Source organism: Rhizobium sp. SSA_523 (assembly GCF_030435705.1).
Lineage (GTDB): Bacteria > Pseudomonadota > Alphaproteobacteria > Rhizobiales > Rhizobiaceae > Neorhizobium.
On record NZ_CP129381.1, the window covers coordinates 738,565 to 765,304 of the forward strand.

General features: G+C 62.0%; 23 protein-coding genes. 15 read left to right on the plus strand and 8 right to left on the minus strand.

Annotation, left to right across the window (positions count from 1 at the left end):
• Positions 1-24 precede the first annotated feature (24 nt).
• From QTJ18_RS04695 to QTJ18_RS04720, 6 genes are all read right to left on the minus strand, one after another.
• Positions 25-849 carry an ABC transporter ATP-binding protein gene (locus QTJ18_RS04695; protein WP_252753166.1) on the minus strand — a complete coding sequence of 275 codons (825 nt, stop codon included), beginning with the start codon at positions 847-849 and terminating at the stop codon, positions 25-27.
• Between the two features lie 63 nt (positions 850-912).
• Positions 913-2,199 carry an ABC transporter substrate-binding protein gene (locus QTJ18_RS04700; RefSeq protein ID WP_252753165.1) on the minus strand — a complete coding sequence of 429 codons (1,287 nt, stop codon included), beginning with the start codon at positions 2,197-2,199 and terminating at the stop codon, positions 913-915.
• 83 nt (positions 2,200-2,282) lie between these two features.
• Positions 2,283-3,359 (minus strand): branched-chain amino acid ABC transporter permease, encoded by a 1,077-nt coding sequence (locus tag QTJ18_RS04705; RefSeq protein ID WP_252753164.1) that lies wholly within the window; start codon positions 3,357-3,359, stop codon positions 2,283-2,285.
• A 4-nt stretch (positions 3,360-3,363) separates the two neighbouring features.
• The gene (locus QTJ18_RS04710; RefSeq protein ID WP_301557770.1) at positions 3,364-4,350 is read right to left on the minus strand and encodes a branched-chain amino acid ABC transporter permease; all 987 of its coding nucleotides are present in this window, start codon (positions 4,348-4,350) and stop codon (positions 3,364-3,366) included.
• Positions 4,351-4,380: 30 nt separating this feature from the next.
• Positions 4,381-5,244, minus strand: coding sequence for an ABC transporter ATP-binding protein (locus QTJ18_RS04715; protein ID WP_489672076.1), 864 nt, complete (start codon positions 5,242-5,244; stop codon positions 4,381-4,383).
• Positions 5,241-7,208, minus strand: a complete 1,968-nt coding sequence (locus tag QTJ18_RS04720; protein WP_252753162.1) for an AMP-binding protein — start codon at positions 7,206-7,208, stop codon at positions 5,241-5,243. Before QTJ18_RS04720 ends, QTJ18_RS04715 begins: the two co-directional genes overlap by 4 nt.
• Before the next feature lie 194 nt (positions 7,209-7,402).
• Here QTJ18_RS04720 and QTJ18_RS04725 point away from each other — a divergent pair, with 194 nt between their 5' ends.
• The 10 genes from QTJ18_RS04725 (at position 7,403) to QTJ18_RS04770 (ending at position 19,361) form a co-directional block, all read left to right on the plus strand.
• Entirely contained in the window at positions 7,403-9,325 is a 1,923-nt protein-coding gene (locus QTJ18_RS04725; protein WP_252753161.1) for a hybrid sensor histidine kinase/response regulator, read from the plus strand.
• On the plus strand, positions 9,322-10,026 hold the full coding sequence (locus QTJ18_RS04730; protein WP_252753160.1) for a response regulator transcription factor: 705 nt from the start codon (positions 9,322-9,324) through the stop codon (positions 10,024-10,026). The genes QTJ18_RS04725 and QTJ18_RS04730 overlap by 4 nt, the downstream gene beginning before the upstream one ends.
• A 138-nt stretch (positions 10,027-10,164) precedes the next feature.
• The gene (locus QTJ18_RS04735) at positions 10,165-11,166 is read left to right on the plus strand and encodes a TAXI family TRAP transporter solute-binding subunit (protein WP_252753159.1); all 1,002 of its coding nucleotides are present in this window, start codon (positions 10,165-10,167) and stop codon (positions 11,164-11,166) included.
• 237 nt (positions 11,167-11,403) lie between these two features.
• A complete protein-coding gene (locus QTJ18_RS04740) occupies positions 11,404-13,494 on the plus strand; it encodes a TRAP transporter permease (RefSeq protein WP_252753158.1) in 2,091 nt (696 codons plus the stop codon).
• A gap of 148 nt (positions 13,495-13,642) precedes the next feature.
• Positions 13,643-14,914, plus strand: coding sequence for an ABC transporter substrate-binding protein (locus QTJ18_RS04745; RefSeq protein ID WP_252753157.1), 1,272 nt, complete (start codon positions 13,643-13,645; stop codon positions 14,912-14,914).
• A 53-nt stretch (positions 14,915-14,967) separates the two neighbouring features.
• Positions 14,968-15,837 (plus strand): carbohydrate ABC transporter permease, encoded by an 870-nt coding sequence (locus tag QTJ18_RS04750; protein ID WP_252753319.1) that lies wholly within the window; start codon positions 14,968-14,970, stop codon positions 15,835-15,837.
• The gene (locus QTJ18_RS04755; RefSeq protein ID WP_252753156.1) at positions 15,827-16,636 is read left to right on the plus strand and encodes a carbohydrate ABC transporter permease; all 810 of its coding nucleotides are present in this window, start codon (positions 15,827-15,829) and stop codon (positions 16,634-16,636) included. Before QTJ18_RS04750 ends, QTJ18_RS04755 begins: the two co-directional genes overlap by 11 nt.
• An 18-nt stretch (positions 16,637-16,654) precedes the next feature.
• Positions 16,655-17,401: a glycerophosphodiester phosphodiesterase family protein gene (locus QTJ18_RS04760; RefSeq protein WP_252753155.1), complete on the plus strand. Its 747-nt coding sequence runs from the start codon at positions 16,655-16,657 to the stop codon at positions 17,399-17,401.
• Positions 17,401-18,468 (plus strand): ABC transporter ATP-binding protein, encoded by a 1,068-nt coding sequence (locus tag QTJ18_RS04765; protein ID WP_252753154.1) that lies wholly within the window; start codon positions 17,401-17,403, stop codon positions 18,466-18,468. The genes QTJ18_RS04760 and QTJ18_RS04765 overlap by 1 nt, the downstream gene beginning before the upstream one ends.
• Positions 18,465-19,361 (plus strand): MurR/RpiR family transcriptional regulator, encoded by an 897-nt coding sequence (locus tag QTJ18_RS04770; protein ID WP_252753153.1) that lies wholly within the window; start codon positions 18,465-18,467, stop codon positions 19,359-19,361. Before QTJ18_RS04765 ends, QTJ18_RS04770 begins: the two co-directional genes overlap by 4 nt.
• A 10-nt stretch (positions 19,362-19,371) precedes the next feature.
• Here QTJ18_RS04770 and QTJ18_RS04775 read toward each other — a convergent pair whose 3' ends face one another.
• Positions 19,372-20,637 (minus strand): sensor domain-containing diguanylate cyclase, encoded by a 1,266-nt coding sequence (locus tag QTJ18_RS04775; protein ID WP_252753152.1) that lies wholly within the window; start codon positions 20,635-20,637, stop codon positions 19,372-19,374.
• 346 nt (positions 20,638-20,983) lie between these two features.
• Between QTJ18_RS04775 and QTJ18_RS04780 the strand changes: the two genes are divergently transcribed.
• From QTJ18_RS04780 to QTJ18_RS04800, 5 genes are all read left to right on the plus strand, one after another.
• Positions 20,984-21,634 carry an HAD-IA family hydrolase gene (locus tag QTJ18_RS04780; protein WP_252753151.1) on the plus strand — a complete coding sequence of 217 codons (651 nt, stop codon included), beginning with the start codon at positions 20,984-20,986 and terminating at the stop codon, positions 21,632-21,634.
• 26 nt (positions 21,635-21,660) lie between these two features.
• Positions 21,661-22,731, plus strand: a complete 1,071-nt coding sequence (locus tag QTJ18_RS04785; RefSeq protein WP_252753150.1) for an ABC transporter ATP-binding protein — start codon at positions 21,661-21,663, stop codon at positions 22,729-22,731.
• 56 nt (positions 22,732-22,787) lie between these two features.
• Positions 22,788-24,026 (plus strand): extracellular solute-binding protein, encoded by a 1,239-nt coding sequence (locus tag QTJ18_RS04790; RefSeq protein WP_252753149.1) that lies wholly within the window; start codon positions 22,788-22,790, stop codon positions 24,024-24,026.
• An 88-nt stretch (positions 24,027-24,114) separates the two neighbouring features.
• Positions 24,115-25,035, plus strand: coding sequence for a carbohydrate ABC transporter permease (locus QTJ18_RS04795; protein ID WP_252753148.1), 921 nt, complete (start codon positions 24,115-24,117; stop codon positions 25,033-25,035).
• Entirely contained in the window at positions 25,032-25,880 is an 849-nt protein-coding gene (locus QTJ18_RS04800) for a carbohydrate ABC transporter permease (RefSeq protein ID WP_252753147.1), read from the plus strand. The genes QTJ18_RS04795 and QTJ18_RS04800 overlap by 4 nt, the downstream gene beginning before the upstream one ends.
• On the opposite strand, the gene QTJ18_RS04805 is transcribed toward QTJ18_RS04800, so the two are convergent.
• The gene (locus tag QTJ18_RS04805) at positions 25,881-26,729 is read right to left on the minus strand and encodes a MurR/RpiR family transcriptional regulator (RefSeq protein ID WP_252753146.1); all 849 of its coding nucleotides are present in this window, start codon (positions 26,727-26,729) and stop codon (positions 25,881-25,883) included.
• Between the last annotated feature and the right edge of the window lie 11 nt (positions 26,730-26,740).

Here is a 26,740-nt window from a genome sequence, read left to right on the forward strand (position 1 = left end):
TTTCTGTCCTTGCGTCTGCCGTCCTCATGCCAGCCACCGCTTCCGACGCCGGTAGCTGCGGACATCGCGGAAACTGTTGCGCCCCTTGTCCGACATGCCGAGATAGAATTCCCTGACGTCCGGATTTTCGCGAAGGTCGCGCGCCGGCCCGTCCATCACCACCCGGCCGCTTTCCAGGATGTAGCCGTAATGGGCGTATCGAAGCGCGACATTGGTGTTTTGCTCGGCCAGGAGGAAGGTCACGCCCTCGCCCTCATTGACCGCCTTGACGATCTCGAAGATCTGCTCGACCAGCTGTGGCGCGAGCCCCATGCTGGGTTCGTCGAGCAGGACGCATTCGGGCCGGCTCATCAGCGCGCGGCCGATCGCCGTCATCTGCTGCTCGCCGCCTGACGTGTAGCCGGCCTGCGATTTGCGCCGCTCCTTCAGCCGCGGAAAATAGGTGTAGACCATATCGAGATCGCGGCGAATTTCCGCCGTGCCGGCCCGACGCGTATAGGCGCCGGTAAGGAGGTTTTCCTCCACCGTCAAATGTTCGAAGCAGTGGCGACCCTCCATCACCTGGATGACGCCGCGCGCCACCAGATCCGCCGGAGACAGATCCTGCACGCGATTGCCGCGATAGATGATCGACCCTTTGGTGACCTCGCCCCGCTCCGATTTCAGGAGATTGGAGATCGCCTTCAACGTGGTCGTCTTGCCGGCGCCGTTGCCGCCGAGAAGCGCGGTGATGCCGCGCCTGGGCACCGACAGGCTGACCCCCTTCAGCACCAGGATGACGTGATTGTAAATCACCTCGATATTGTTGACCTCGAGAAGCGTCTGGTCATTGGTTTCGGCGTTCAGCATGGATGTCGTTCCGGCGGAAAGGTGCGGTTCCGCCCCGGCCGATCGGCCGGAGCGGATCCTGTCTCACTGGCAGCGCGCTGCGATGTTGTTTTCCTTGGCGTAGGCAGCCGAGTCTTCCATGATCAGCGGCGTCAGCACCTCGTCATCCGGGGCGATGAAATCCGTCACCAGGTTCCATTTCTTCGAGCTCGCATCCCACTGCTGGATGAGAGCGGCGCCCGGCCCTCCGTGATCGGCGCACGAGGCCTTGAACGGCTGGCCGAATTTCGGCAGGCCCAGTTCGGCCATGCGCGCCTCGGTGATTTCCAGCTGTTCGAAACCCTGCCGCAGATCGGCGGCGGTGATGGCGGATTTGCCGGTGATCGCCTGTGCCTTGCGAATGGCTTCGGAAATCACCAGCGCCGCATACATGCCGCGCGAGTAGAGTACCGAGCCGACCTGATCGCCGGCTCCGCTTGCCTTGCCGGCATCCAGCACATGGGTCTTGATATCCTTGTAGACTGGATAATCCATGCCGGTGCCATGCATGGCGAGCGATTTGTAGCCATTGGCGCCCGAGCCGGCAGGCAGGACGTCGTTTTCCGAGCCCGACCACCAGACACCGATGAAATTCTCCATGGGATAGTTGATATTGGCGGCTTCCTGGATGGCCACCGCATTCATCACGCCCCAGCCCCACATCACGACATAATCCGGCTTTTCCCGACGGATCTGCAGCCACTGGCTCTTCTGCTCCTGACCCGGATGATCGACGGGAACCTGCACGAGGTTGAAGCCATGCTTTTTCGACAGCTCCGTCAGGGTCCGGATCGGCTCCTTGCCATAGGCGGAGTTGTGATAGACAAGCGCGATCTTCTTGCCTTTCAGATCACCCTTGTTCTGGTCGAGCAGGTGGCGGATGGCAACGCTTGCCGCGTCCCAATAATTCGACGGATAGTTGAAGATCCACTCGAAGACCTTGCCATTGGCAGCCGATGTGCGGCCGTAGCCCGGCGTATACATGGGTATGCCGTCGGCGGTTGCCTTCGGGATCAGCTGGTATGTGATGCCGGTCGAAAGCGGGTTGTAGACCAGAGCGCCGCCGCCCTTGGTCGCCTCATAGCATTCCACGCCTTTCTCGGTATTATAGGCGGTCTCGCATTCGCGGATCACCACCTTTTCACCACCAATGCCGCCATCGCGCTGGTTGAGCAGGGTAAAGTAGTCGTTGAAGCCATCCGCATAGGGGATTCCTCCCGGTGCATAGGGGCCGGTGCGATAGGACAGGTTCGGCACGATCAGATCGGCAGAGGCCGGCATGCCGGTCATCAGCATCGTGGCGGCCGCAAGGGCTGCAAGCATTGTCTTCATCTCATTTCCTCCCAGACAAAGATGAATTTCCATTTTCCGTCCGCGACCCGTCGGGCCGCGGCATTTCCTGCATTGCCCGCCGCTCAATGCGGGAAGGGCCAGAGACGAAGTTTCTCCTTCGCCGTGCGCCATAGCTGGTTCAGCCCGTGCGGTTCGACGATCAGGAAGATGATGATGAGGCCGCCGACGATCATCAGTTCGATATGCGCGGCGAGATCCGTCGCCCAGCCGAACTGGCCGACAAGGATATTCTTCAAGAGCACCGGCAGGAGAACCAGGAAGGCGGCGCCGGCGAAACTGCCGAAGATCGAGCCGAGACCGCCGATGATGATCATGAACAGAACCAGGAAGCTCTTCTGGATGCCGAAGGCTTCGCCCACTTCGACGGCGCCGAGATAGACGGAGAAGAACAGCGCGCCGGCAATGCCGATGTAAAAGGATGACACGGCAAAGGCCGAGAGCTTGGCGGTCAGCGGATTGACGCCGATGATCTCCGCCGCGATGTCCATATCGCGGATCGCCATCCACCGCCGGCCGACCGAGCCGCGCGTCAGGTTGCGCGCCAGCCAGGCAAGGGCAAAAAGGATGAGGAGGCAGAACAGATATTTGGCCCAGGCCGGCGTGCTGGCGCCGGTCACCGCAACGCCCAGCATGGTGCGCTCCGGCGCGGTGATCTGGCCCGAGGCGGAGTAGTTGTAGAACCACGGAACCTTGTTGAACAACCAGACGAGAAAGAACTGCGCAGCCAGTGTGGCGACGGCGAGGTAGAAGCCCTTGATGCGCAGGCTCGGCAGGCCGAACAGGACGCCGACCCCGGCCGTGACGAAGCCGGCGAGCAGGACATGGATGACGAAGGGCACGTCCGGCATAGCCGTCATCAGTTTATAGCAGGCATAGGCACCCACGGCCATGAAACCGCCGGTCCCCAGGCTGACCTGTCCGCAATAGCCGGTGAGGATGTTCAGGCCGATCGCCGCAATCGCATAGATCAGGAACGGGACGAAGACGGCATTGGCCCAGTAATCATTGATCAGGAACGGCACGATGCCGAAGGCAATGGCCACCACGAGATAGTAGCGGATGCGATCGAACCGGATGGGGAAGGTCTGGCTGTCGGCCACATAGCTTGTCTTGAAGTCACCGGCTTCACGATACAGCATGATCTCACACCCTTTCGATGATGCGTTCGCCGAACAGACCCTGCGGCCGGAAGACGAGGAAGACGAGCGCCAGGACATAGGCGAACCAGTTCTCGGTCGCGCCGCCCACCAGCGGACCGACGAAGAATTCGAAGAGCTTCTCGCCCATGCCGATGATGAGGCCGCCGACAATGGCGCCGGGAATGGAGGTGAAGCCGCCGAGCATCAGCACCGGCAGGGCCTTCAGGGCGATCAGCGAGAGCGAGAATTGCACGCCGGATTTCGAACCCCACATGATTCCGGCGACCAGGGCCACGATGCCGGCGATCGACCAGACGAGCACCCAGATGAAGCGCAAGGATATGCCGACCGAAAGCGCTGCCTGGTGATCATCCGCGACCGCCCGCAGCGCGCGCCCCTGTTTGGAATATTGCGAGAACAGCGTGAGGGCCAGAACCAGAAGCGCGGCGACGATCGCTGCCACGATATCGAGGCGGTCGATGAAAAAGCCGTAGCCGAACCACGCGCCGGTGACGCTTTCGATCGTATCGTCGATCCCCTTCGGCAGGCCGATATCGAGCGTCTTGATATCCGATCCCCACATCACGTCGCCCAGACCTTCAAGGAAATAGGCGAGCCCGATTGTCGCCATGAACAGGATGATCGGCTCCTGGTTGACGAGATGCTTGAGCACGTAGCGCTCAACCAGCACCGCCAGCAGCGTCATCACGGCCGCTGTGAGAAGAATGGCCACCAAAGCGGGCACCTTGAAGCCGAAATGGTGCAGGTTCGTGCCGAAGATGGCATTGATCAGATGCGCGAACGGCACTTGCCCTTCCATGATCCCGACGAGCGTCAGGGCGGCAAAAAGAGCGAGCACGCCCTGGGCATAGTTGAAGATGCCGCTGGCCTTGAAGATCAGCACGAAGCCCAAGGCGACAAGGGCATACATGACACCGGCCATCAGCCCGTTCAGCATCACTTCCAACGCGTAGTAGACGGTATCGGGCATCATCCAAACCTTTCTGCGTCTGTGGGCGCCTCAGTCATGGGCCACCCCGAGATAGGCATCGATGACGGCCTGGTTGTTGCGGACCTCATCAGGCGTCCCGTCGCCGATCTTCTTGCCGTAATCCATCACCACCACCCGATCGGATAGATCCATGACGACGCCCATGTCGTGCTCGATGAGTGCGATCGTCGTTCCGAACTCGTCGTTGACGTCCAGGATGAACCGGCACATGTCCTCCTTTTCCTCGACATTCATGCCGGCCATCGGCTCGTCGAGAAGAAGAAGCCTGGGTTCGGCGGCGAGCGCGCGGGCAAGCTCGACCCGCTTCTTGAGGCCGTAGGGCAATCGACCGACCGGGGTCTTGCGAATGGCCTGGATCTCCAGGAAATCGATGATCTTCTCCACCTTCTCCCGATGCTCGGTCTCCTCCCGCTGCGCCGCGCCCCACCAGAAGGCCTGATGCAGCAGCCCGGTTTTCATCAGGGTCAGCCGGCCTGTCATGATGTTGTCGAGGACGCTCATGCCGTCGAAGAGGGCGATGTTCTGGAAGGTGCGGGCAATGCCCTGGCGCGCCACCTGATAGGGATTCATGGCCGGGCGCCGCTCGCCGCAAAAGAGAACCTCGCCCTCCTGCGGCGTATAGAAGCCGGAGATGACGTTCAGCATGGAGGATTTGCCGGCGCCATTCGGCCCGATGATCGAGCGGATCTCGCCTTCACGGATGTCGAAGCTGATATCGGTGATCGCCTTCACGCCGCCGAAGCGAAGCGTGATATTGCGCAACGCCATCAGCACGTCGCCGATCGGCCGGCCGTCCGCCGTGACGGTCCCGCCGCCGAGAGGCTGGGCAAGCGTATCGGGCAAAGGCGAGGTCTGCGGGATCTGGGCGTTCATGCCGCCGCCCTCCGCTCAGGCAGCATGACGATCGCCGCATCCTCGATTTTGAGCACCGCCTTCAGAAGACCCTTTCGGCCATCCTCATAGGTAACGTCCGTCTGCGTGGCGATCGTGGTCGAGCCATCGTAGAGCGCCCGGATGAGATCGTCATATTTCTCGGCAATGATGTTGCGGCGGACCTTGCGGGTGCGGGTCAATTCGCCGTCATCGGCATCCAGCTCCTTGTGCAGGATGAGGAAGCGGTGGATCTGGCAGCCGGCCAGCATGCTGTCTGCGGCTATCGACCGGTTCACCTCCTCCACATGGCTGCGGATCATCGCGTAGACTTCGCGATGCCCGGCCAATTCCTGATAGCTGGAATAGGCGATATTGTTGCGCTCGGCCCAGTTGCCGACCGCCGTCAGGTCGATGTTGATGAAGGCGCAGCATCGGTCGCGATCGGCTCCGAACACCACCGCTTCGAGAATGTTCGGATAGAATTTCAGCTTGTTCTCGACATATTTGGGAGCAAAGAGATGGCCCCCGGCCATCCGCCCGACATCCTTGGCCCGATCGATGATGCGCAGGTGGCCGGTCTTCGGGTCGAAGAACCCCGCATCGCCGGTCGCCACCCATCCCTCTGCATCCTTCGTCGAGGCCGTGCTGTCGGGATTCTTGAAATATTCCACGAACGTGCCGGGGCTGCGGTAGAAGACCTCGCCGGTCTCGCCGATCCGGACCTCCACACCCGGCGACGGCACGCCCACCGTATCGGAGCGCACTTCGCCATCCGGCTGCTGCGTGATGAAGACGCTGGCTTCGGTCTGTCCGTAAAGCTGCTTCAGATTGATGCCGAGCGCCCGGTAGAAATCGAAGATATCCGGGCCGATGGCTTCACCGGCAGTATAGCCGACACGGATCCGGCTGTAGCCGAGCGTGTTCTTCAGCGGGCCGTAGATCAGAAGATCGCCCAGCCGGTAGTTCAGCCGGTCGAGGACCGAAACCGGCTGGCCGTCGAGCAGGGCCGGACCGACCTTGCGCGCATGGGCCATGAATTTGCGGAAGAGCCACTTCTTGAAGGGCGCCGCATCCTCCATGCGGATCATCACATTCGTCAGCTGGCCTTCGAACACTCTCGGCGGCGCGAAGAAATAGGTAGGGCCGATCTCGCGCAGGTCCGTCATCATGGTGGCGGCGCTTTCGGGGCAGTTGACGCAAAAGCCGGCCCACATGGCCTGCCCCATGGAGAAGATGAAGTCTCCGACCCAGGCCATCGGAAGATAGGCGAGGATCTCCTCGTCAGGGCCGAGATGATCGAAACTGCAGGTATTGCGCGCCGTCTCGATGATATTGCGGTTGGACAGGACGACGCCCTTGGGCTTGCCGGTCGTGCCGGACGTATAGAGCATCACGCATGGATCATCATAGGTCAGGGCGGCAATGCGCCTGCCCAGCTCGGCTTCGAAACGATGATGCGCGGCGCGGCCCTCGGTGAGGACATCGGCGAGGGCATTCATCCGCGAATGATCGTATTTGCGCATGCCGCGCTTGTCGACATAGACGACCTGTTCGATGCACTGGACCCGTTCCTGCACCTCGATGACCTTGTCCACCTGCTCCTGATCACCGCAGATGACGAACCGCGCGGCGCAATGTTCGAGGACATATTCCGCCTCTTCCGCGACGGCATCCTGATAGAGCGGAACCGGGACTGCGCCACACATCTGCGCCGCTATGATCGACCAGTAGAGCGAGGGGCGGTTGCGCCCGACGACCGCCACGAAATCCCCCTGTCTCAGTCCGAGCGCGAGCAGGCCCATGGCAAGGGCGCGTGTCTCCACATGCGCCTCTTCCCAGCTCCAGGCCTGCCAGATGCCGAATTCCTTTTCGCGATAGGCCACGCGCTTTGGAAGCATCCGCGCATTGCGGGCCATCAAGGCCGGAATGGACGCCAAGCCCGGTTCGGGCGCGTGATCGGTCATGAAACTCCTCCCCTTGTGCCCTTGTCCTGGGGCAGGAGCGTAGCCGGTCTGCTCGCCAGCCTTCGCTCATGACGGGGAGCTTCACGGCCAAGCGTTTCGCCAGTTTGTCCAAAACCTAACGAATTGTAACAGCCGCCGATTGGCCCTTTCCCGCCGGGGTCGCCAGTGCTAGCCATGCGTCAGGGAGAACAGGGATGCCGATTTCCGGGGAGGAACATAACGGCCTCATGAAGACGGGGCTGAACCTGATCAGCCAGGCGCTGTCGATCTTCGACAGCAGCTTGAACCTGGCCGTGTGCAATCGCCGCTACCAGGATATGTTCGACCTTCCGGAAGCCTATGTCACGGCGGGGGTGAGCTTCGAAGAGACGATCCGCCTGCTCGTGCGGCGGGGCGAATACGGGCCGGTCGATGACGAAGAGGAGGCCGTCCGGTCGCGGGTCGAGGCGGCCAGGGCATTCGTCCCGCACTATATGGAACGGCTGCGCTCGAATGGCCGCTGGGTATCGGTCGAGGGCTTCCCTCTGCCGCAGGGTGGTTGGGTGACCGTCTATACCGACATCACCGAAGTACGCATCCAGCAGCAGATGCTGCGCACGCGCTCCGTCGAGCTTTCGGAACAGCTCCTGTCCAACACGGAGAGACTGTCCGAAACCAATCGCGCGCTTTCCGCCGCCAATACCGCGCTGGAAGCGGCGAAGAACCAGCTGGCGGAGATGGAGGCGCGCACGCGCCTGACCACCGAAATGATGCCGGCCCATATTGCCCACGTCGACAGAAATTTGCGCTATACCTATACCAATCGGCGGCTTTCGGCCGTCATTCCGGGCCGGCCCTCCCAGATTATCGGCCTGACCGGCTATGAGGCGCTCGGGGAAAGCTCCTTTGCGAAGATCAGACCGCATCTGGCGCGGGCGCTGGCGGGCGAAGCCTCCGTCTGCGAATTCACCGATGCCGATTCCGGCCGGCGAATCCGCACCGCCTTCACGCCAGACCGCATCGGCGAGGGACCGATCAACGGCGTCTATATCCTGTCCACCGACATCACCGAGGAAAGCCAGGCGCGGGCGGCGGTGCTGCAGACCCGCAAGCGCGAGCTTGCTGCCCAGCTGACCTCCGGCCTCGCTCATGATTTCGCCAATCTGCTGACCATCATTCTCGGCCTGCAGACACGGCTGGAACAGCTGGATCTGCCGGAGGGCGCGGCCGAACTCGTGACCTCGACACTGGCCGCGGCGCGGCGCGGCGGCACGCTGACCGACAGGATCGCCTCGATCTCCGGTCAGAAGCAGCTTCGCCCGGAACCGGTTCATATGCCGACCTTCCTGCACGATCTCTGCCGCCTGGCCGGCCCCGCCCTTCCCGATCATATTTCGCTTCGCCTGCAATCGGAGCCGATCGAGACCCCGCTGGTTCTGGATGCCGGAGCGCTGCAGGATTCGCTTCTCAATCTGATCCTGAACGCAAAGGATGCGATCGGCGCTGTCCCGGGCACGATTAGCCTGCATGCGCGCAGCATTCACGAGACCTGGCTGGAACTAGCGGTCTGCGATACCGGCTGCGGCTTCTCGGACAAGGCGCTCAGCCATGCCTTCGATCCCTTCTTCACCACCAAGGGCGGCGAGGGATCAGGGCTTGGCCTATCGATGGTCTACGATCAGGCGACGATTTCCGGCGGTACGGTGCGCCTGGAAAATCTTGCGGGCGGGGGTGCGCGCGTGGAGCTGCGCCTGCCCTATCGCCCGGCCCCGGCCAATGCTCCATCGCGCCTCGTGCTTCTCGTGGAGGATAGTGTGGAAATCCGGGAGACGGTGCGGGACATGCTGCTGCGGCTGGGACATGCCGTCGTCGAGGCCGCCAGCGCCGCAGAGGCGGAGGCTCTGGCCGACGTTCCGGAACTGGATATTCTTCTGACCGATCTGCATCTCAAGGGCAGCATCAACGGGCTGGATCTGGCGCAGAAACTCCAGAAACGCCGCGCGCTTGCCGTCGGGGTCATGACCTCGCTGCCGTCCTCGGCACCCTTAAGACAGGCGGCCGACGCAAGGTTCCCGCTCTTGGCGAAACCCTTCGAAGATCGCGCGCTGGCCAGCTTCATCACCAGGGTGGCCGGATGACGGAACCCCTGGTCGCCATTCTCGACGACGAGCCGGAGATCCGGCAGATCCTGTCCGACGCGCTTTCCGAAGCCGGCTTTCGCACCATGACCTTCGGCCGCGCCGGAGAGTTCGAAGCAGCGCTCAAACGCTGCGTTCCCGATGTCTGCCTTGTCGACCTCGGGCTGCCGGATCGTGACGGCCTGCTTCTCGTGCACCGGCTGGCCATCGATTCGGGTGCGGCCATCATCATCATTTCGGGGCGGGCGCAGGTGCAGGATCGCGTGATCGGCCTGGAACTCGGCGCCGATGACTACATCATCAAGCCTTTCGAGCCGGCGGAGATCGTCGCGCGCGTGCGGGCACGCCTGCGAAAGGGTCGATCGAGCACCGAACGAACAAGCCAGATCGCCCGCTTCGACGGCTGGACCGCTCTGTTCGACAGCTACATGCTGGTTTCGGAAACGGGCGAACAGGTTTCCTTCTCGAACGCCGAGGGCCAGGTACTACGTCTGTTTCTCGAACGGCCGCGCCGGCTGATCTCGCGCACGCAAATGCAGGAGGCACTGGGCGGGGCAGCGGGAGAGAGCTTCGACAGGGCGATGGATGTGCGCATATCCCGGCTGCGCACGAAGCTGGGTGAGGACCCGAAGAACCCGGCACTGATCAAGACGATTTATGGCGCCGGCTATATTTTTCTCGGCGATGTCCGCTGGGAGTAGGCGCCGCGTCTTTCGGTTGAAGGTAAAAACTTTGCGAGAAAGCGCTCATTTTGGCAAAATTGTGTCCCAAAGCTTGCTCAATCCGGGAAACCCTTCTACCCTGCCGCTAGAAAAACAATCATAGGAGAAGGAACGGTTATGAAACACGTCAAATTTCTCGCGGGTGCAGTGCTTGCCCTAGGTCTCGCCACATCGGCCGGTGCACAGGACATGTCCTTCTTCCGGATCGGGACTGGCGGCACGGCCGGCACCTATTATCCGATCGGCGGCCTGTTGGCGAACGCCATTTCCAGCCCGCCCGGTTCGCGCAGCTGCGACCAGGGCGGCTCCTGCGGCGTTCCCGGCCTCGTTGCCTCCGCACTCTCCTCCAACGGTTCGGTCGCCAATATCAACGCCATTGCCGGCGGCACGCTGGAATCGGGCTTTGCCCAGTCGGACGTGGCCACCTGGGCGCATTCCGGGACCGGAATCTGGGAGGGCAAGCCCGCCGTTGAAAAGCTGCGTGTGATCGCCAATCTCTATCCGGAAAGCATCCACCTCGTCGCAAGCGCGGAATCCGGCATCAAGAGCGTCAAGGACCTGAAGGGCAAGCGCGTCTCGCTCGACGAGCCGGGCTCCGGCACGCTTGTCGATGCGCGCATCATCATGGAAGGCTACGGATTGAAGGAAGCGGATGTGACCGCAGAATTCCTCAAGCCGGATCAGGCTGCCGACCGCATGCGTGACGGCGCCATGGACGCCTTCTTCTTTGTTGGCGGCTTCCCTGCCGGTGCGATTGCCGAACTGGCCAGCCAGCACAAGGTGACGCTCGTCCCGATCACCTGCGATGAGGCTCCGTCCATCTGCGAAAACTACAGCTTCTTTGCACAGGACACCGTGCCGGGCGGCACCTATGAGGGCAATCCGGATGCGGTCAAGACCCTGTCCGTCGGTGCCCAGTGGATCACCAGTGCGGATCAGCCGGAAGAGCTGATCTACGGCATCACCAAGGCTCTGTGGAACGAAAGCACCCGCAAGCAGCTGGATGCGGGCCATGCCAAGGGCAAGGCCATCACCAAGGAAACCGCGCTGAACGGCGTCGGCGTTCCGCTGCATCCGGGCGCCGAAAAGTTCTACAAGGAAGCCGGGCTTCTCAAGTAAGCACAGCGCTCTAGGGTCGACCCTCAAGCGGGGGTTGGGGCTTCGGGCGTGGCGAGAGCGGGTTCTGGGCGCGACCAGGAGAAGAGGCTGCCGTGGTGACCAGGTCCAAATAGGCTTTTCGACGCCTTCGCGGAGAACGCTCCAGACCCCGACTGGGTTTGGCCCTAGGACGCAGAACAAAGGTCGCGCAGGCAATGCGCGGCCTTGCTTGTCTTTGGATTGCAGGAGATGGATCTCATGACGACCGAAAAGAACGACAATGCGCCCGCGCAGGACATCCGTCACCTGACTGCAGACGAGCTTCAGGCAATCGAAGAGACCTATGATCCGGAGCTGCGCTTTCGGGTTCTGGCCTGGCCGCTGACGATCGTAACCGGCGCGATCCTGTTCCTGCTGTCCTGCTATCACTATTACACGGCGGGGTTCGGCATTCCCCAGGCCACGATCCATCGCGGCCTCCACATGGGGGTCACGATCCTTCTCGTCTTCCTGAGTTTTTCGGCCTTTGGCAAGAAGGAGGTCAAGCCAGGCATTCTGGCTCCCTTCGGGCTACCCGCTTTCGACTGGATACTCGGCATTGCCGGTCTTGTAACGGCCCTTTACGTTCCGTGGATCTACAGCGAGCTTGCCTTCCGCGTCGGCAATCCGCTGCCCATCGACATCGTGATGGGGACAATCCTGATCGTCGTCCTCCTGGAAGCGGTGCGCCGGTCCATGGGATGGCCGCTGCCCGTGATCGCCATCCTCTTCATGGCCTATGCCTATTACGGCAAGTCCATGCCGGGCATCTTGGTTCACCCCGGTGCGAGCTGGGGAAATATCGTCAACCATCTCTACCTCACCTCGCAGGGCATTTACGGCACGGCCCTCGGCGTCATCGCCACCTATGTCTTTCACTTCGTCCTGTTCGGCGTGATGGCGACGCGCATCGGTCTCGGGCAATTGTTCATCGACGTCGCGTCTGCGATCGCCGGCCGCTATAGCGGCGGGCCGGCCAAGGTTGCGGTTCTGTCCTCTGCACTGCTCGGCTCCATCTCCGGCTCGTCGATCGCCAATACGGTCACCACCGGCGCGCTGACAATCCCGGCCATGATCCGCGTCGGCTATCCGCGCCATTTCGCTGCGGCCGTCGAGGCCGCCGCATCGACCGGCGGGCAGATCACGCCACCGGTGATGGGCGCCGTCGCCTTTTTGATGATCGAATATCTCGGCCTGCCGCTCACCACGATCTTGACCGCCGCCCTGGTGCCGGCCTTCATGCATTTCTTCGGGGTGCTGGTGCAGGTGCATCTGGAAGCCAAGCGGCTCGGCCTGCGCGGCCTCTCCGCCTCCGAACTCCCCAATGTCCTGAAAGTGCTGCGCGAGGGTTGGCTCTCGGTCGTCCCGCTGATCATCCTGATTGCCGTGCTGCTGTCCGGCCGCACGCCGTTTGCTGCCGCCTTCTGGTCGATCAGCGCGTGCTGTGTCGTTCTTCTCATCCAGCAGGTTCGCGCCAACGGCCTCACTGCGGGCCTGGCAGCGACGGCGCATGGGATCTGGGAAGGCTTCATCCTCGGCGCCAAGCAGTCACTCTCGGTCACCGCCGCGGCAGCGCTTGTCGGCGTCGTCATCGGCGTGGTCACCCTGACCGGCGTCGGCTTCAAGATCGCCTACATGGTCACAGGCCTCGCCCAGGACTGGGCGGCGTCGGTGCATGGCGTGCTCGCCCTCCTGCCCTTCGACGTCATGGGTGTGCCGACCCTCACTCTGCTGTTCACCCTCCTGCTGACGGCGGTGGTCTGCATTCTGATGGGTTGCGGGATTCCGACCACGGCCAATTACATCATCATGGTCGCGGTCGCGGCACCCATCCTCGGCCTGCTGGGGGTGGAACCGCTTGTCGCCCACTTCTTCGTCTTCTACTACGGCGTTCTGGCCGACGTGACGCCGCCGGTGGCCATGGCCGCCTATGCCGGCGCGGGAATTGCCGGAGCCAATGCCTTCAAGGCGGGCAATACAGCCTTCCGCTTGAGCATGGGAAAGGCGCTGGTACCCTTCGTCTTCGCCTTCCAGCCGGCACTTCTGCTCGTCACCGCGAACTTCACCTGGGGCAATTTCCTGCTTGCCTTCATCGGGACCGTCCTCGGAATCATCGCGCTGGCTGCGGCCGTATCGAACTGGCTGTTTGCGCCGCTCCATTGGTATGAGCGCATCGCGCTAGTCTTCTCCGCCATCCTGCTCGTCGCGCCGGACCTGACGGCAACGATCATCGGTATCGTGCTGGTCGCCCCCATTGCGATCCGGCAATTGCTGGTCAGGAAGACAGCCCACGCCGTCGGCAGCCGCTAGGGGCAGCACCGACGATCTCCGGCCCTGACCGCGCCGCTACGGTGCGGTCAGACGGAATGTCATCAAACCATAATATCCGTGTCACCTGCCTGTCTCGAAGCGGCAGTACTCGATCCTCATTGCAATTTCACTTGCACAGGAGAGAGAGATGGCTTCGAAATTTCATCGCGCAATTGCAGCCGGCGCTCTGGCAATGCTTGTTGCCATGGGAACCTCAACGGGACAGGCCGACGCGGCCACCACCGTCAAGTTCTGGCACAGCTTCAGCAAAACCAATGGCGACGCGCTGGCGAAAATCATCGCAAGCTTCGAAAAGGCTAATCCCGATATTCGCGTCGAGGCGGAATTCGTCGGCAATTACAATGATATCGTCGCCAAACTGCAGGCCGCCATTCCGGCACGCCGCGCGCCGGATGCCGTTATCCTGGAAGTGACCCGCTACGGCCTGTTTGCCAATAACAATATCCTCACCGACCTCACGCCCTATGTCGAGGCGGATCCGCTGAAGAACGACCTTTACGATTTCGCCCGCGAGATCGGCGTCATCAACGGCAAGAATTACGTGGTGCCGTTCAATTCCTCGACACCGGTCCTCTACGTCAACAGGGATATTTTCGCCCGCGCCGGCCTCCCTGCCGACACGCCCCTGAAGACATTCGACGATATTCTCGCAGCCGCCAAGACGATCCAGGAAAAACTCGGTTCGGAAGGGGTTTCCGGCATCGCCGCGCCCGGCCAGTTCGCGCGCTGGGGCCTCGTAATGGCCAATGCCAGCGACCTGATCGACAGCACGACCAACGAAATCCTGCTCGACAAGCCCAACACTATCGAAGCCTATCAGTGGATGGCGTCGCTGGTGAAGGAGCACAAGGTCGCCTCGCCGGACGGCGTGACGGACGAGGACAACGGCAATGCTGCCTTCATGGCGGGCAAAGTCGGCATCGACATGGATTCAACCGGCAGCTATGGCGGGATGAAGAAGGCGCTCGGCGATAAGCTCGGCGTTCGGCCCATGCCCTGCAACAAGGTCTGCTCCGTGCCGATCGGCGGCGCCGGCATCGGCATCATGGCATCGTCTGCGAAAGAGGTGCAGGATGCGGCCTATAAATTCGTCAGCTATGCCGCCTCGCCGGAGGCCAATGCGATCTGGTTCGCCGCGACCGGTTACCTGCCGATCAACAAGAACAGCGCGGCTCAGCCCGCGGCACTGAAGGCGCTGGAGTCGCAGCCGGGCATCGACGTTGCGATCAACTCCCTGCCCCATGCGCATGGCCGCGCCCGATCGACCGTCGTCACCTGGATGCGTTCGAACGAGTACAAGGTCTGGCAGGTCATGGCGCTCGGCCAAGGCGGCGTCGAAGAGACCCTCAAGGATTTCGCCAAGCGCACGCGCACTGAAAACGAGCGCGTCAGCAACTGATCTCTCAGCAGAGGGCGCCGGCGGACCGTGAGTCTGCCGGCGCGGCCATGACCATGTCCCGCAAGTTCACCCCCTATCTCTTCGTTGCGCCGTTGATGATCTTCATTGCGGTCTTCACCTATATTCCCATCCTCACCAGCCTCAATCTGAGCCTGCGCCAATGGAACTTCCTGACGCCGGACATGCCCTTTGTCGGCCTGCGCAACTATCAGGACCTGGCGGCGTCGAGCGAATTCTGGAATGCCCTGAAGGTCACCACGCTGTTCACGGTCCTGTCCGTGCCCCTGCGACTGGCCTGCGCCCTGGCGATCGCGAGCTACCTCGTGCGGGAAACGCTGCCATCGCGTCTCCTGCGCGGGGCGCTCTTCCTGCCGGCCGTCACCTCCACCGTATCGATCGCGGTTGTCTTCTCGTGGGTCTTCGCGACCGATTACGGCATGGTGAATGCAGGCCTGGCAGCGCTCGGGCTGGGCAGGCCGCAATGGCTGCAGGATCCGCACCTCGCGCTCTTCGTCATCATCATGGTCAATACCTGGAAACAGATCGGCTATGACGTCGTCATCTATATTGCCGGCCTGCAAGCCGTTCCGCAGGAGCTCTACGATGCGGCGTCCGTCGATGGCGGGCGCCGCCTGCACGTGTTTCGCCGGGTCACCTTCCCGCTGGTCATGCCGACGACCTATTTCCTGCTGGTCATCTCCGTCATCGAGGCCTTCCAGGTCTTCACCATCGTCAATGTCATGACGCATGGCGGGCCTGCCGGCGCAACTGACATGATCGTCAACCGCCTCTATGAAATCGGGTTCGTCTTGTTCGACATCGGCCGCGGATCAGCACTGGCGGTGCTGCTTTTCATCCTGCTTGTCGGGCTCGCCATCCTGAAATCCCGCATTATCGGCCGCAAGGTGCATTATGAAGCGTGAACATCCCGCCTTTACCGGGCTCGCCCTTCTGGCCGGCCTGCTCTTCCTCTCGCCGGTCCTCTATTCCGTCTGGATGTCGTTCCAGACGGCCGACGCCTTCTACACCGGAACATTCGCCTTCACGCTCGCAAATTACACCCGCTCGATCAGCGAGTTCAATTTCGCCCGCTATCTGCTGAACAGCGTGATCGTTTCCGGCCTCGTGACGGTGCTTGGCATCACTCTGGCGACGCTTGCCGCCTTCGCCTTTGCCCGGTTCCGCTTCCCAGGCGGCGACCTGCTGTTCGGCGCGACCGTCGCGACGCTGATGATTCCCAGCCATATCAGCCTCATTCCGAACTACCTCACTCTGGCCAAGGCCGGGTTGCTCGATACCTATGCGGGGCTCATCCTGCCGGCCATTTCGAATGGTTTTGCGGCCTTCTTCCTTCGCCAATATATTCGCGGCATTCCGAAAGCGCTGGATGAGGCCGCCTACATGGACGGCGCCACGCCCCTGCAGGTCCTCTGGCGAGTCATCGTGCCCCTCTCGCGGCCGGCCATCGCCTCCATGGCCCTCTACATCTTCATCACCGAATGGAACAATTACATCTGGCCGCTGGTCGCCGTCGGGCGGCAGGATCTCTACACGCTGCAGGTCGGCCTGGCCCGGCTCTACAGCATCAATCCCGGCGAAGGCCTCGTCGATTGGCCGTTGGTCATGGCCGCCTCCACCATCACCATCCTTCCCGTGCTGATCGGCTTCCTGCTGGTGGAACGCCATCTGGTGCGCGGGATCACGATGGGCTCCGTCAAGTAAAGCAGGATCTTCCGAACAATGACACGCATCGCATCGCATCGCGGCGGCACCCTGGAATTCGGCGACAGTACGCCGCAAGGCTTTGCCGCAACCGCCAGAATGGGTCTCGAGGAAGTCGAATTCGACGTCCATCCGACGGCCGATGGCGCCATCATCGTCCATCACGACCCGACGCTGGATGCAACCACCGACGCCATCGGTGAGATCTCCAGCCTCACCTTGAACGAGGTGAAGGCCGCGCGGATCAACTATGGCGGTGGCGGCCATCCCTTGACCCTGGACGAGCTCTGCAGCCTTTTCAGCACGAGCCCCGTGGATTTCCGGTGCGAAATCAAACCGGGGGCGGATGGCCTGCCGTACCCGAATTTCGTTCCCAAGGTGATCGGCCTTCTGTCGGACTGCGGAATGCTGGAGCGGACCGTGTTTTCGTCGTTCCTGATCGCATCGCTGGACGCGTTGCGCAGCGCATGTGATCGCCCCCGGCTGTGGCTCGTGAGCCCGGCCGTGCTGCGTCAGCTTGGGGTGGGCACGGTTGTCGAGGTCGCCCGCAGCCATGCCATCGCCGAGATCGGCCTGCATGTCGATACGCTGGATGAGGCCACTGCCGCCGCCATCTGCGCCGCCGATATCGAGCTTGGGTGCTGGGCTGCTCACACCAGCCCGCAGATTCGCAAAGCGCTGGCCTTTGGCGTGAAGGTATTCACGACAGACCGCCCGACTCTGGCAATCGAGATCCGTAACGCAGCTGAGAAAGGATATGTTTGATGAGCGGCATAGAACTGACCGGCATCCGCAAGGCCTATCCGGGCGGCCAGCCCGTTCTGCACGGGATCACGATGGATATCCGTCCGGGCGAGTTCGTGGTCATCGTCGGCCCGTCCGGCTGCGGAAAATCGACTTTGCTCCGGATCATCGCCGGACTGGAACGGTGCGACGCCGGCGATCTCCAGATCGGTGGTCGCCGCGCCAATGATCTTGCGCCGCAGGATCGCGACATCGCGATGATCTTCCAGAACTACGCGCTCTATCCGCACATGACCGTTCGCGAGAACATCGCGTTCGGCCTGGAATTGCGCGGGATGGGTCGAACCGAACGCAACCGGCGTGCCGATGATGTGGCGCGCATGCTGCAACTGGAACCCTTTCTGCAGCGCAAGCCCGCAGCTTTGTCCGGCGGGCAGAGACAGCGCGTCGCCATGGGCCGGGCCATGGCCCGCGACAGCTCCACCTTCTTGATGGATGAACCGCTCTCCAATCTGGACAATGCCCTGCGGGTAACCTTGCGGGCCGAGATCAAGGAGCTTCACCGCCAGCTCGGCGCGACCATGGTCTATGTCACGCATGATCAGACCGAGGCGCTCTCGCTTGCCGATCGCGTCGCGGTGATGAAGGACGGCCATTTGCTGCAATTCGATCGGCCGGACGTCATCTACGACCGGCCCGCCAATCGCTTCGTCGCCGGTTTTCTCGGTTCGCCTCCGATCAACTTCCTGCCGACGGAGAAAGTGCCGGGCCTGGCATATCAAAGCGGGTTGACTGCCGGGCTGCGCCCGGAAATCCTGGAGGTGCATGCCAGCAGGCCTCAGGGCCATGCTCTGGCGGCGCGGGTGATCTTCTCGGAAATGACAGGTGCCGATCTTCTGCTTCACTGTGAAAGCGAAGCCGGCAGACTGATCGCCATTGCACCCCGCACCAGCGTGCCGGAAGATCGGGACGCGATTTGGATCTCCTGGGATCCCCGCCGGATCCTGTTCTTCGATGATCAGGACGGCAAGCGGGTCGACCCTCCGGAGGGCGTCACTGCCCTGGAGCCTGCGGAGATGCTTGAGTGACGTCAGAGGTTTTTGTCCCCGCAGCCTTTCAAAGGCTCATCCGTCATCACGCCGCTCAACTGACCGATGCGGATACGCGACTGCTGAATGTCCTGACGGAAAATCCCGTCAGAGCGGCGATGGAAAACGGGAAAGACGTCTCTGTGCGGGCGGGCGTCCATCCCGCCTCTGCCGTCCGGCTGGCACGCCGGCTGGGGTTCAAGGGATATCCCGAGTTCCGGGCCTTCCTCCAGAAAAGCCTGCTGGACGGCGGCGATGATTTCGAAAACCCGGCGGCCAGAATGGCGGCCCGTCTGGTCAAGGCGGAAGAAGGCGGCCTTCTCGGATCACTCGTCAGAAGCGAAGTCTCCGCCTTGGAGGCGCTTCGTGGATCCGTCGGGGACGAGGACATCCGGGCTTTCTCCGGCAGCCTGTGCCGAGGTCGGCGCGCCTATATCGTCGGGCGCGGCCACGCGGCAGCTCTCGCATCGCTGGTTGCCTTGCGTCTCACCCGATCGGGCTATGACGCCGTCGATCTTTGCGAGCGCATGCATCAGTTCGCCGAGACCATGGCCGGCCTCACAAAGGATGATGTAGTTTGGATCTTCGCCTTCCGGCGGACATCGCCGGTGATCCAGGACGTGATCTCGCTGAGCGCCCGGGCGGGCGCCACCTGCCTCCTGCTGACCGATCTGCCACCACCGGCTTTCAGTGCCCTTTCGCCCTCCCTCCACCATGTCATCAGGATCTCCCGCGGGAAGCCCGGCGAGTCGCAGTCCCTCGTCGTGCCGATGACGTTGGCCAATGCGGTGATTCTCGATCTGGCTGCCATCGATCAGGGACGATCGCTCCAGGCGCTCGACGCCTTCCGGGCCTTCCGCGCCGGTTCGGGCCTTTCCGCGGCGCTTCTCTGATCCTCGCGCCTCATTCAAGATGCCAGCGGTTCTTGCCGTTCATCTTGACCTGGTAGAGCAGCAGGTCGGCACGCGCGCAAAGCTCGTCGATGGCAGACTTGACCGGCGTCCAGAGCCCGCCAATGCTGGCGCCGATCGCCACACTCTCTTTCGCAAGGAGAATGGGCTCGCGGACCGCCCGTATCAGTCGTTCCGCCACTTCGCAGCCGCCCTCGCGATCGGCGGCGAGCACCAGGACAAATTCGTCGCCGCCGACGCGGGCCACCAGATCGTGATCGCGCAGATTGGCCCTCAGGCGACGGGCGGTCTCGAGCAGCACCAGGTCTCCGGCCGCATGACCGTAGCGGTCATTGATCGGCTTGAAGCCGTCGAGGTCCATCGCCAGCACGACATAGCCCGCAGGCGAGGCCATCGCCTCATAGCCATCGTCGAGGCCGCGGCGGTTGAGCAGGCCGGTCAGAGCATCCGTCTGGGCCTTCAGCGCCATCTGCTCCAGGCGATGCCGCTCGTCCGTAAAATCGACCGCAACGCCGACAATGCGGACCGGCTGCCCCGAGCCATCACGCAAAAGCCGCCGGTCGCAGCGGATCCAGCGCTCCCCGGCAACGGTCTGCAGCCGGTATTCCGCCACCGACTGATCGATCTGGCCGTTGATCAGCCGCTGAAGATCGGCCGCCGTCATGTCTTCCTTCCGCACGCGACGCAGATAGGCGTCCAGATCCAGCCGCGGCATTTCCGGGCCGCCAATGAAATGCGCCAGCTTTTCCGATGTGAGGAAGCGGTTTGCCGCTATATCCATATGCCAGAAGCCGCCCTGCAGGGCCTCCATGGCAAGCTCCACCTGCGCGGCCCTCTCCGCCAGCTCGATCTCATGCTGTTTCTGCCGGGTGATATCCTCGACCTGGGTGATGAAGCGCACGGCAGCGCCTGCCTCGTCCCGCATCACGGCAAGATGAACGCGGGTCTGGACGATGCGGCCGTCGGGAAGGGTGAAACGCTTCTCGATGGAGTAACCCTCGCTGCGCCCGGCAAGAATGGCATCCAGCAAGGCCCGCTCGGCCTGTACATCCTCGGCATAAGTGAAGGTCTCGAGGCTGTGCCCGATCAGCTTCGCCTGCGCCCGTCCAAGCAGTGCAAGAAGGGCTGCATTGCAGCGAACGACCTTTCCCTGGGCATTCAGCAGGGCAATGCCGATCGGCGCATGTTCGAAGGCGAAGTTGAAGAGGGCCAAGCGCCCCTCAGGCGTGTCGTAATGTCCGCTGTCCTGCTCTGCCATCTCGGTTCCTCCTCCGTCTGCTATGGCTGAAAAGGCCACGATCGACGGTGTGTTCCGGCGGTTGGTCGCTGAACAGGCAATGGCTACGCCCTCCTATTCATTAGTAGGATATAATATACGTCGGGTGAGAATAAAGTCGCAGGGCCATCGGATCTGCAGTCAGCCTGACGAAAGCGTAGCGGACCTGACCCCACCTGACCCGTGCCAAGTCGGAAAATATTTTATTCTCATCGCCTCGAAAAAAGGGAATTGAAAATTCCTATTCCCTAAGGCAAGGTGAAGCCCGCACCTGCAGGTGGCGCCATGCGCCGGTACCGAGGTGCTGCCTGTCAGCGAGGAGTGGGCGATGGTTGAGGATGGGAATGCCGCGCACCGCGCATCTTCAGCGCCCGGTCTGCTGGTCTTCGATGTCGGTGGCGTCTTCATCGATCTCGATCTCGGGGCGCGCCGGCGGATCCTGACCGGCGGTGGTCGGCCAGAGCACGAAAGCCAGGCCGCCCTCGCCGCGGCCAGCGCGGCGTTTCGCTTGGGGCGCATCACATCCGAGGACTATGCCGATCAGGTGGCAAGGGCCTGCGCCATCACCCGTGAGGACGTCATCGTCGCGGAGACGGCACTTCTTTCCGGCATCCTGCCGGAGATGATCGCCTATGCACGGTCGCTGCGTCCGGACCATCGCGTCGTCTGCCTCTCCAACACCCAGGCGATCCATTGGCGCCACATCATCGAACATATGCTGGGCGAGGCGCTTTTCGACGCCTGTTACCTCTCTCATGAGATGGGAATGGAAAAGCCCGGCGACGACATCTACCGCGCTGTGCAGGAACGGGAGAAGCGCAGCGGGGGCGACATCATCTTCATCGACGACACGCTTGAGAACATCGCGGGAGCCAGACGCTGCGGCTGGGTTCACAGCATCCACCACCGCACAGCGGACACCACGATCGCCGCCGTGGAGGACCTTCTGCATCCCGGTGCCGATCGCAAGCGCGCCTGACGAGACCACAAACGGAGTTTTTGCAATTGGCACGGTTGTCACTGAGGGGAATCAAGAAGCGCTTCAAGGCCGTCGAGGTCCTGCATGGCATCGATCTCGATGTCCAGGACCGCGAACTCATCGTCTTCGTCGGCCCGTCCGGCTGCGGAAAGTCCACCCTTCTGCGCTTGATCGCCGGCCTCGATCCCATCACCGACGGCGAGTTCAGGCTGAACGATCAACGGATGAACGAGGTTGCCCCGTCGCGGCGCGGGATCGCCATGGTCTTCCAGTCCTACGCCTTGTATCCGCATATGAACGTCTATGAAAACATGGCCTTCGGCGCAAAGTTGATGGGCCTCTCCAAGGCGGAGGTCGAGGCGCGGATTTCCGAGGCCTCACGCATGCTGCGCCTGGAACCGCTGCTGGAGCGGCGCCCGCGCGAACTCTCCGGCGGCCAGCGCCAGCGTGTGGCGATCGGACGCGCGCTGGTTCGCAAGCCGCAATTGCTGCTCCTGGATGAGCCCCTGTCAAATCTCGACGCTGCCCTGCGTTCGGAGGTTCGGCTGGAGATCGCGCGCCTGCATCGGGAGATTGGCGGGACGACCATCTATGTGACGCATGATCAGGTCGAAGCGATGACGCTGGCGGACCGCATCGTCGTGATAAATGGCGGCCGCATCGAACAGTTCGGCTCGCCGCGGGAACTCTACGAGACACCGGCCAATACCTTCGTTGCCAATTTCATCGGCTCGCCGCGAATGGCCCTGATACCGGTGGAGCGGGAGGGCAACCGTCTGACGGTAGAGGGAATTGGCCATCTGACGGCAGATCGCGGCCCGCAGACGCCGGACAGGAGCCTGCTCCTCGGGATCCGCCCTGACGGCATGACCATTGTCGACGCCGAAGCCGATGAGGGTCTCGCCGCCGAAGTGGTCTACACCGAATATCTGGGCGATACCGCCTTTGTCTATGTCCGCTTCGGTGACAATCCGCCCATGTCCATCCGCTGCGCTCCGGATTGCCAATACCCGCCTGGAATGCCGGTGAAGATCCGCTTGCTGCCGGGCAAGGCGCATTATTTCAGTTCAGCCACGCAACAAAGGCTGCCGGCGTGACGGCGGCTATCGAGGCGAAATCAAACCTTGTGAACGAGAAAAAGAGAGGAACAGACATGAAACGCTACCTACTGGGCGCATCCCTGGCCGTCGCAACTCTGCTGTCGGCAGGCGCGACATTCTCCGCCGACCTAACCTTCTGGACCTGGCGTCAGGAGGACAAGGCCGAATACGAGAAATTCTTCGAGGCCTTCCACAAGACCAATCCGGATATCAACATCAAGTTCGAGGCCTTCGAGGCCACAAGCTACAATACCGTTCTTGCAACGGCGCTCGCCGGCGGCAAGGGGCCGGATCTCATGATGACCCGCACCTATGGCGGCATTGAGAGCCTGGCCGGTGCGGGTTATCTGATGCCGCTGGACGAGACGAAGATCCCGGCGATCAAGGGCTTTTCGGAGCCGGCGCTCGCGTCGGAAACCATGCGCTCCGACAAGAAGCTCTACGCTGTTCCGGCGGCGAGCCAGACCATGCTGGTGATCTACAACCAGGAGATCTTCGAGCAGAACGGCCTGGCCGAGCCGAAGAGCTGGGCCGAGCTCATCGCCGCCTGCGAAAAGCTCAAGGCTGCCGGGCTGATGCCCTTCGCCAATGGCACGGCGACCGGCTGGCAGAACGAGACCATCGTCTCGGCGCTCACCTCTTCCATCATGGGCAAGGGTTTCTACAGCGACCTCATGGCGGGAAAGACGGATTTCAACGATCCGCGCTATATCGAGGCGCTGACGCGGCTGAAGGAGGTCTCCAACTATTTCCCGGAAGGCTTTGTCGGGCTTGACTATGCCTCCGCGCAGCAGCTCTTCACCTCCGGAATGGCCGCGATGTTTGCCGGCGGATCGTTCGAGCTTGCCAATTTTGCCAAGCAGAATCCCGATCTGAAGATGGGCGTCTTCGCAGCGCCCGGCCTGAAGGAAGAGGATGAGAAGCTGGTCGGGCTGTTCTTCGATTCCGGTTTTGCCGCCAATGCCAATACCAAGGAGCCGGAAGCTGCGCTGAAGTTCCTGAATTATGCGGCAAGCCCCGACTTCGCGCAGGCGTTTGCCAACCGGCTGAACAATATCTCGGCCGTCCCGGGCGTCACCTTCGACAGCCCGGTTCTGGCAAAGATCGCCGAACTCAACAAGCAGTCGATCGCCTACATGACGCTTGTCAACTTCCGCTACGGCGAACCCACAGGATCGAACCTCATCCAGGCCGGCGTTTCGAAGATGTTCAACGGACAGGCCACGCCGGAAGAGGTGGCAAAGTCGATGACCGATGGTCTTTCGGCCTGGTACGAGCCTTTCAAGAAGTAGTGGCCTTTGTGCCTCGGGGCGGGCGTTCGGCCCGCCCCGACACCCAGCCGAACCGTTCGAAAGCCGCATTGGCCTGCAAGGAATGACGATGTTGACCAGCACACTCACCGGACGCCGGCTCTGGATCGCCGCGCTCGTGGTGCCGCCGATGGCCTTCATGTGCCTGTTTCTGGTGTACCCGATCCTGTCGGCCTTCGCCTATGCCTTCTATGAATGGCATGGCCTGGCGCGGGGCGATTTCATCTGGTTCGACAATTTTCACCGGGTCCTGTTCGAATATCCCTTCTCCGAACGCACGATCAATGCCTTCAAGCACAATATCATCGTCTTCTTTGCGCTGATGGTCCTGCAGAACGGCGTCGGCTTCATTCTCGCTTACTGCCTGTGGCGCGAACTCTGGGGCGCGCGCTTCCACCGGATCGCGGTCTTCTTGCCGGTGGTCCTGTCGACGGTGATCGTCGGCCTGTTGTGGAAGCTCTTCCTGCATCCCCTGTTCGGCGCGGTCAACGTCTCTTTCCGGTCGCTCGGACTTGGCGCGCTGGCGCAGCCCTGGCTTGGTCAGGATTCCACGGCCCTGGCGGCCATCATTGCCGCCAATGCCTGGCATATGGTCGGCTTCCCCACCCTTGTCTTTCTCGCCGGAATGCAGCGGATCCCCTCCGAGATCCTCGATGCCGTGCGAATGGAAACCGAAAGCGAATGGGTCAAGATGAGCAAGATCGTCTGGCCGCTCGTTGCGCCTTCGGCAACGGTCGTCTTCACGCTTCTGTTCGTCGGTGCCTTCAACTGGTTCGAGCTTCCCTTCGTCATGGCCGGCATTGACGGATCTCCGCACGGCGCAACGGATGTGCTCGGCCTCTATTTCTACCGCACGGCCTTTGGCAGCATGTCGGCATCGGCGGAAAATTTCGGGCCAGGCAGCGCGCTGGCGGTGCTGATCTTCCTGTTCATCGCCGTGATATCGAGCGTCATCACCCTCAAACTGCGCAAGCGGGAGATCCAGCTTTGAGAAGCGACAGCCGCAGCCACACCTTCAGGACCTTCGGCTGGGATGGCCTGATCCAGATCATCCTGATCGGCAACAGCATCGTCATGCTCGCGCCGATCGTCATCATGATCTTTTCCGCCTTCAAGACCAATGCGCAGATCTTCAGGTCGCCCTTCAGCCTGCCGGACTTCCGCCATGTCGGCAATCTGGTGCGGGTGTGGACAGAGACGGATTTCGTGCTCTACCTGATGAATTCGTTCATCGTGACAGGCGCCTCCATTGCGCTCATTCTGGTGCTCGGCACCATGGCGGCCTATGCGATCGCGCGCTATGAATTCCGCGGATCGAGCGCCATCCTCCTGTTCTTCCTGGCCGGCCTGACGCTGCCGCTGAAGCTTGCGGTCATCCCGCTCTTCATTCAGATGCGCGATCTCGGCCTGATCGATTCAAGGTTCTCGCTGATCTTCATCTATGTCGCGACAGGCCTGCCGACGACCGTCTTCATCATGACCGGCTTTATCCGCAGCCTGCCGAACGAGCTGGAGGACGCTGCGCGCATGGATGGCGCCAACGAGGCGCGCATCATGTGGTCGATCATGCTGCCTCTCGTCCGACCGGCCATGGTGATTGCCGGCATACAGAACGTCGTGCCGATCTGGAACGACTTCTTCTTTCCGCTGATCTTCATCCAGAACAATGATCTGAAGACGCTTCCCCAGGGACTGACCACTTTCATGGGCGAGTTCGGCACAGATTGGGGCGTGCTGTTTTCCGGGCTGACCCTTTCGGCTCTGCCGATCATCCTGCTCTATATCGGGCTCTCGCGCCAGTTCATCAACGGCATGACGGCCGGCGCGATCAAGTGATCACGTCTTGAGGATGGCGACCGCCGCCTCGCTGGCGAGGATCTGTTCATGGGCGCCCGGCAGGGACTGGACGAGCGCAAGGAAGATCAGATCGGTGATGGCCAGTTGCGCATCCCGCGATGTAATCGCCGACGACCGGACCCGCTCCTCGTCGGCCACCGTGTGCAAGGCAATGTCGGAGAGCTCGCTCAGGCGGTTCTGGTGCAGCCCGGTCAGCGTCACGATGGTTGCGCCTGATCCGCGCGCGAGCTCGGCAAGCCGGATCGTTTCCACATTGCTGCCGGATTGCGAAATGGCGAACAGGACATCCTCTTTCGACAGGCTCGCGGCATTGGCCATCTGGATATGCGTATCGCTGTCGACGAGCACCATCAGACCCAGCTTCAGCAGCTTGTAGGAGAAATCGCGCGCGACGAGCGAGGAGGCGCCGATCCCGGCCAGATGGATGCGGCGCGCCGAGATCAGCGCCGTCACCGCACCCATGACATGATCTTCCGCATTGACCTGCATGGTCTGCTGCATGGCCGAAACCTTGCTGGCGACAAGCTTTTGCTGGATCGTGATCAGATTGTCGCCGGCCTCGATCGAGCCATGGATCATGCCCGTCGGCACGCGCCACTCCTGCGCCTTGGCACGCGTCACCGCCATCTTCAGCTGCTGATAGCCATCGAAACCGATCTTTTGCGAAAACTTGACCACGCTGGACTGGCTGCGCCCTGTCGCAGCCGCCAGCTCTGCCGAAGACAGAGTGAGCATGCGTTCGGGATCATCGATAATAAACCGGCCGATCTCCCGCTCGGCTTCGGTCATTGTCTCCAGCTTCGCATGGATGACTTTCAGAACGGACATGCTGGCCCCCG

What these genes read in the sequence shown, in the direction of transcription:
- QTJ18_RS04695 (WP_252753166.1), bottom strand. Translation starts at nt 849, where the DNA reads ATGCTGAACGCCGAAACCAATGACCAGACGCTTCTCGAGGTCAACAAT.
- QTJ18_RS04700 (WP_252753165.1), bottom strand. Translation starts at nt 2,199, where the DNA reads ATGAAGACAATGCTTGCAGCCCTTGCGGCCGCCACGATGCTGATGACC.
- QTJ18_RS04705 (WP_252753164.1), bottom strand. Translation starts at nt 3,359, where the DNA reads ATGCTGTATCGTGAAGCCGGTGACTTCAAGACAAGCTATGTGGCCGAC.
- QTJ18_RS04710 (WP_301557770.1), bottom strand. Translation starts at nt 4,350, where the DNA reads ATGCCCGATACCGTCTACTACGCGTTGGAAGTGATGCTGAACGGGCTG.
- QTJ18_RS04715 (WP_489672076.1), bottom strand. Translation starts at nt 5,244, where the DNA reads ATGAACGCCCAGATCCCGCAGACCTCGCCTTTGCCCGATACGCTTGCC.
- QTJ18_RS04720 (WP_252753162.1), bottom strand. Translation starts at nt 7,208, where the DNA reads ATGACCGATCACGCGCCCGAACCGGGCTTGGCGTCCATTCCGGCCTTG.
- QTJ18_RS04725 (WP_252753161.1), top strand. Translation starts at nt 7,403, where the DNA reads ATGCCGATTTCCGGGGAGGAACATAACGGCCTCATGAAGACGGGGCTG.
- QTJ18_RS04730 (WP_252753160.1), top strand. Translation starts at nt 9,322, where the DNA reads ATGACGGAACCCCTGGTCGCCATTCTCGACGACGAGCCGGAGATCCGG.
- QTJ18_RS04735 (WP_252753159.1), top strand. Translation starts at nt 10,165, where the DNA reads ATGAAACACGTCAAATTTCTCGCGGGTGCAGTGCTTGCCCTAGGTCTC.
- QTJ18_RS04740 (WP_252753158.1), top strand. Translation starts at nt 11,404, where the DNA reads ATGACGACCGAAAAGAACGACAATGCGCCCGCGCAGGACATCCGTCAC.
- QTJ18_RS04745 (WP_252753157.1), top strand. Translation starts at nt 13,643, where the DNA reads ATGGCTTCGAAATTTCATCGCGCAATTGCAGCCGGCGCTCTGGCAATG.
- QTJ18_RS04750 (WP_252753319.1), top strand. Translation starts at nt 14,968, where the DNA reads ATGTCCCGCAAGTTCACCCCCTATCTCTTCGTTGCGCCGTTGATGATC.
- QTJ18_RS04755 (WP_252753156.1), top strand. Translation starts at nt 15,827, where the DNA reads ATGAAGCGTGAACATCCCGCCTTTACCGGGCTCGCCCTTCTGGCCGGC.
- QTJ18_RS04760 (WP_252753155.1), top strand. Translation starts at nt 16,655, where the DNA reads ATGACACGCATCGCATCGCATCGCGGCGGCACCCTGGAATTCGGCGAC.
- QTJ18_RS04765 (WP_252753154.1), top strand. Translation starts at nt 17,401, where the DNA reads ATGAGCGGCATAGAACTGACCGGCATCCGCAAGGCCTATCCGGGCGGC.
- QTJ18_RS04775 (WP_252753152.1), bottom strand. Translation starts at nt 20,637, where the DNA reads ATGGCAGAGCAGGACAGCGGACATTACGACACGCCTGAGGGGCGCTTG.
- QTJ18_RS04780 (WP_252753151.1), top strand. Translation starts at nt 20,984, where the DNA reads ATGGTTGAGGATGGGAATGCCGCGCACCGCGCATCTTCAGCGCCCGGT.
- QTJ18_RS04790 (WP_252753149.1), top strand. Translation starts at nt 22,788, where the DNA reads ATGAAACGCTACCTACTGGGCGCATCCCTGGCCGTCGCAACTCTGCTG.
- QTJ18_RS04795 (WP_252753148.1), top strand. Translation starts at nt 24,115, where the DNA reads ATGTTGACCAGCACACTCACCGGACGCCGGCTCTGGATCGCCGCGCTC.
- QTJ18_RS04805 (WP_252753146.1), bottom strand. Translation starts at nt 26,729, where the DNA reads ATGTCCGTTCTGAAAGTCATCCATGCGAAGCTGGAGACAATGACCGAA.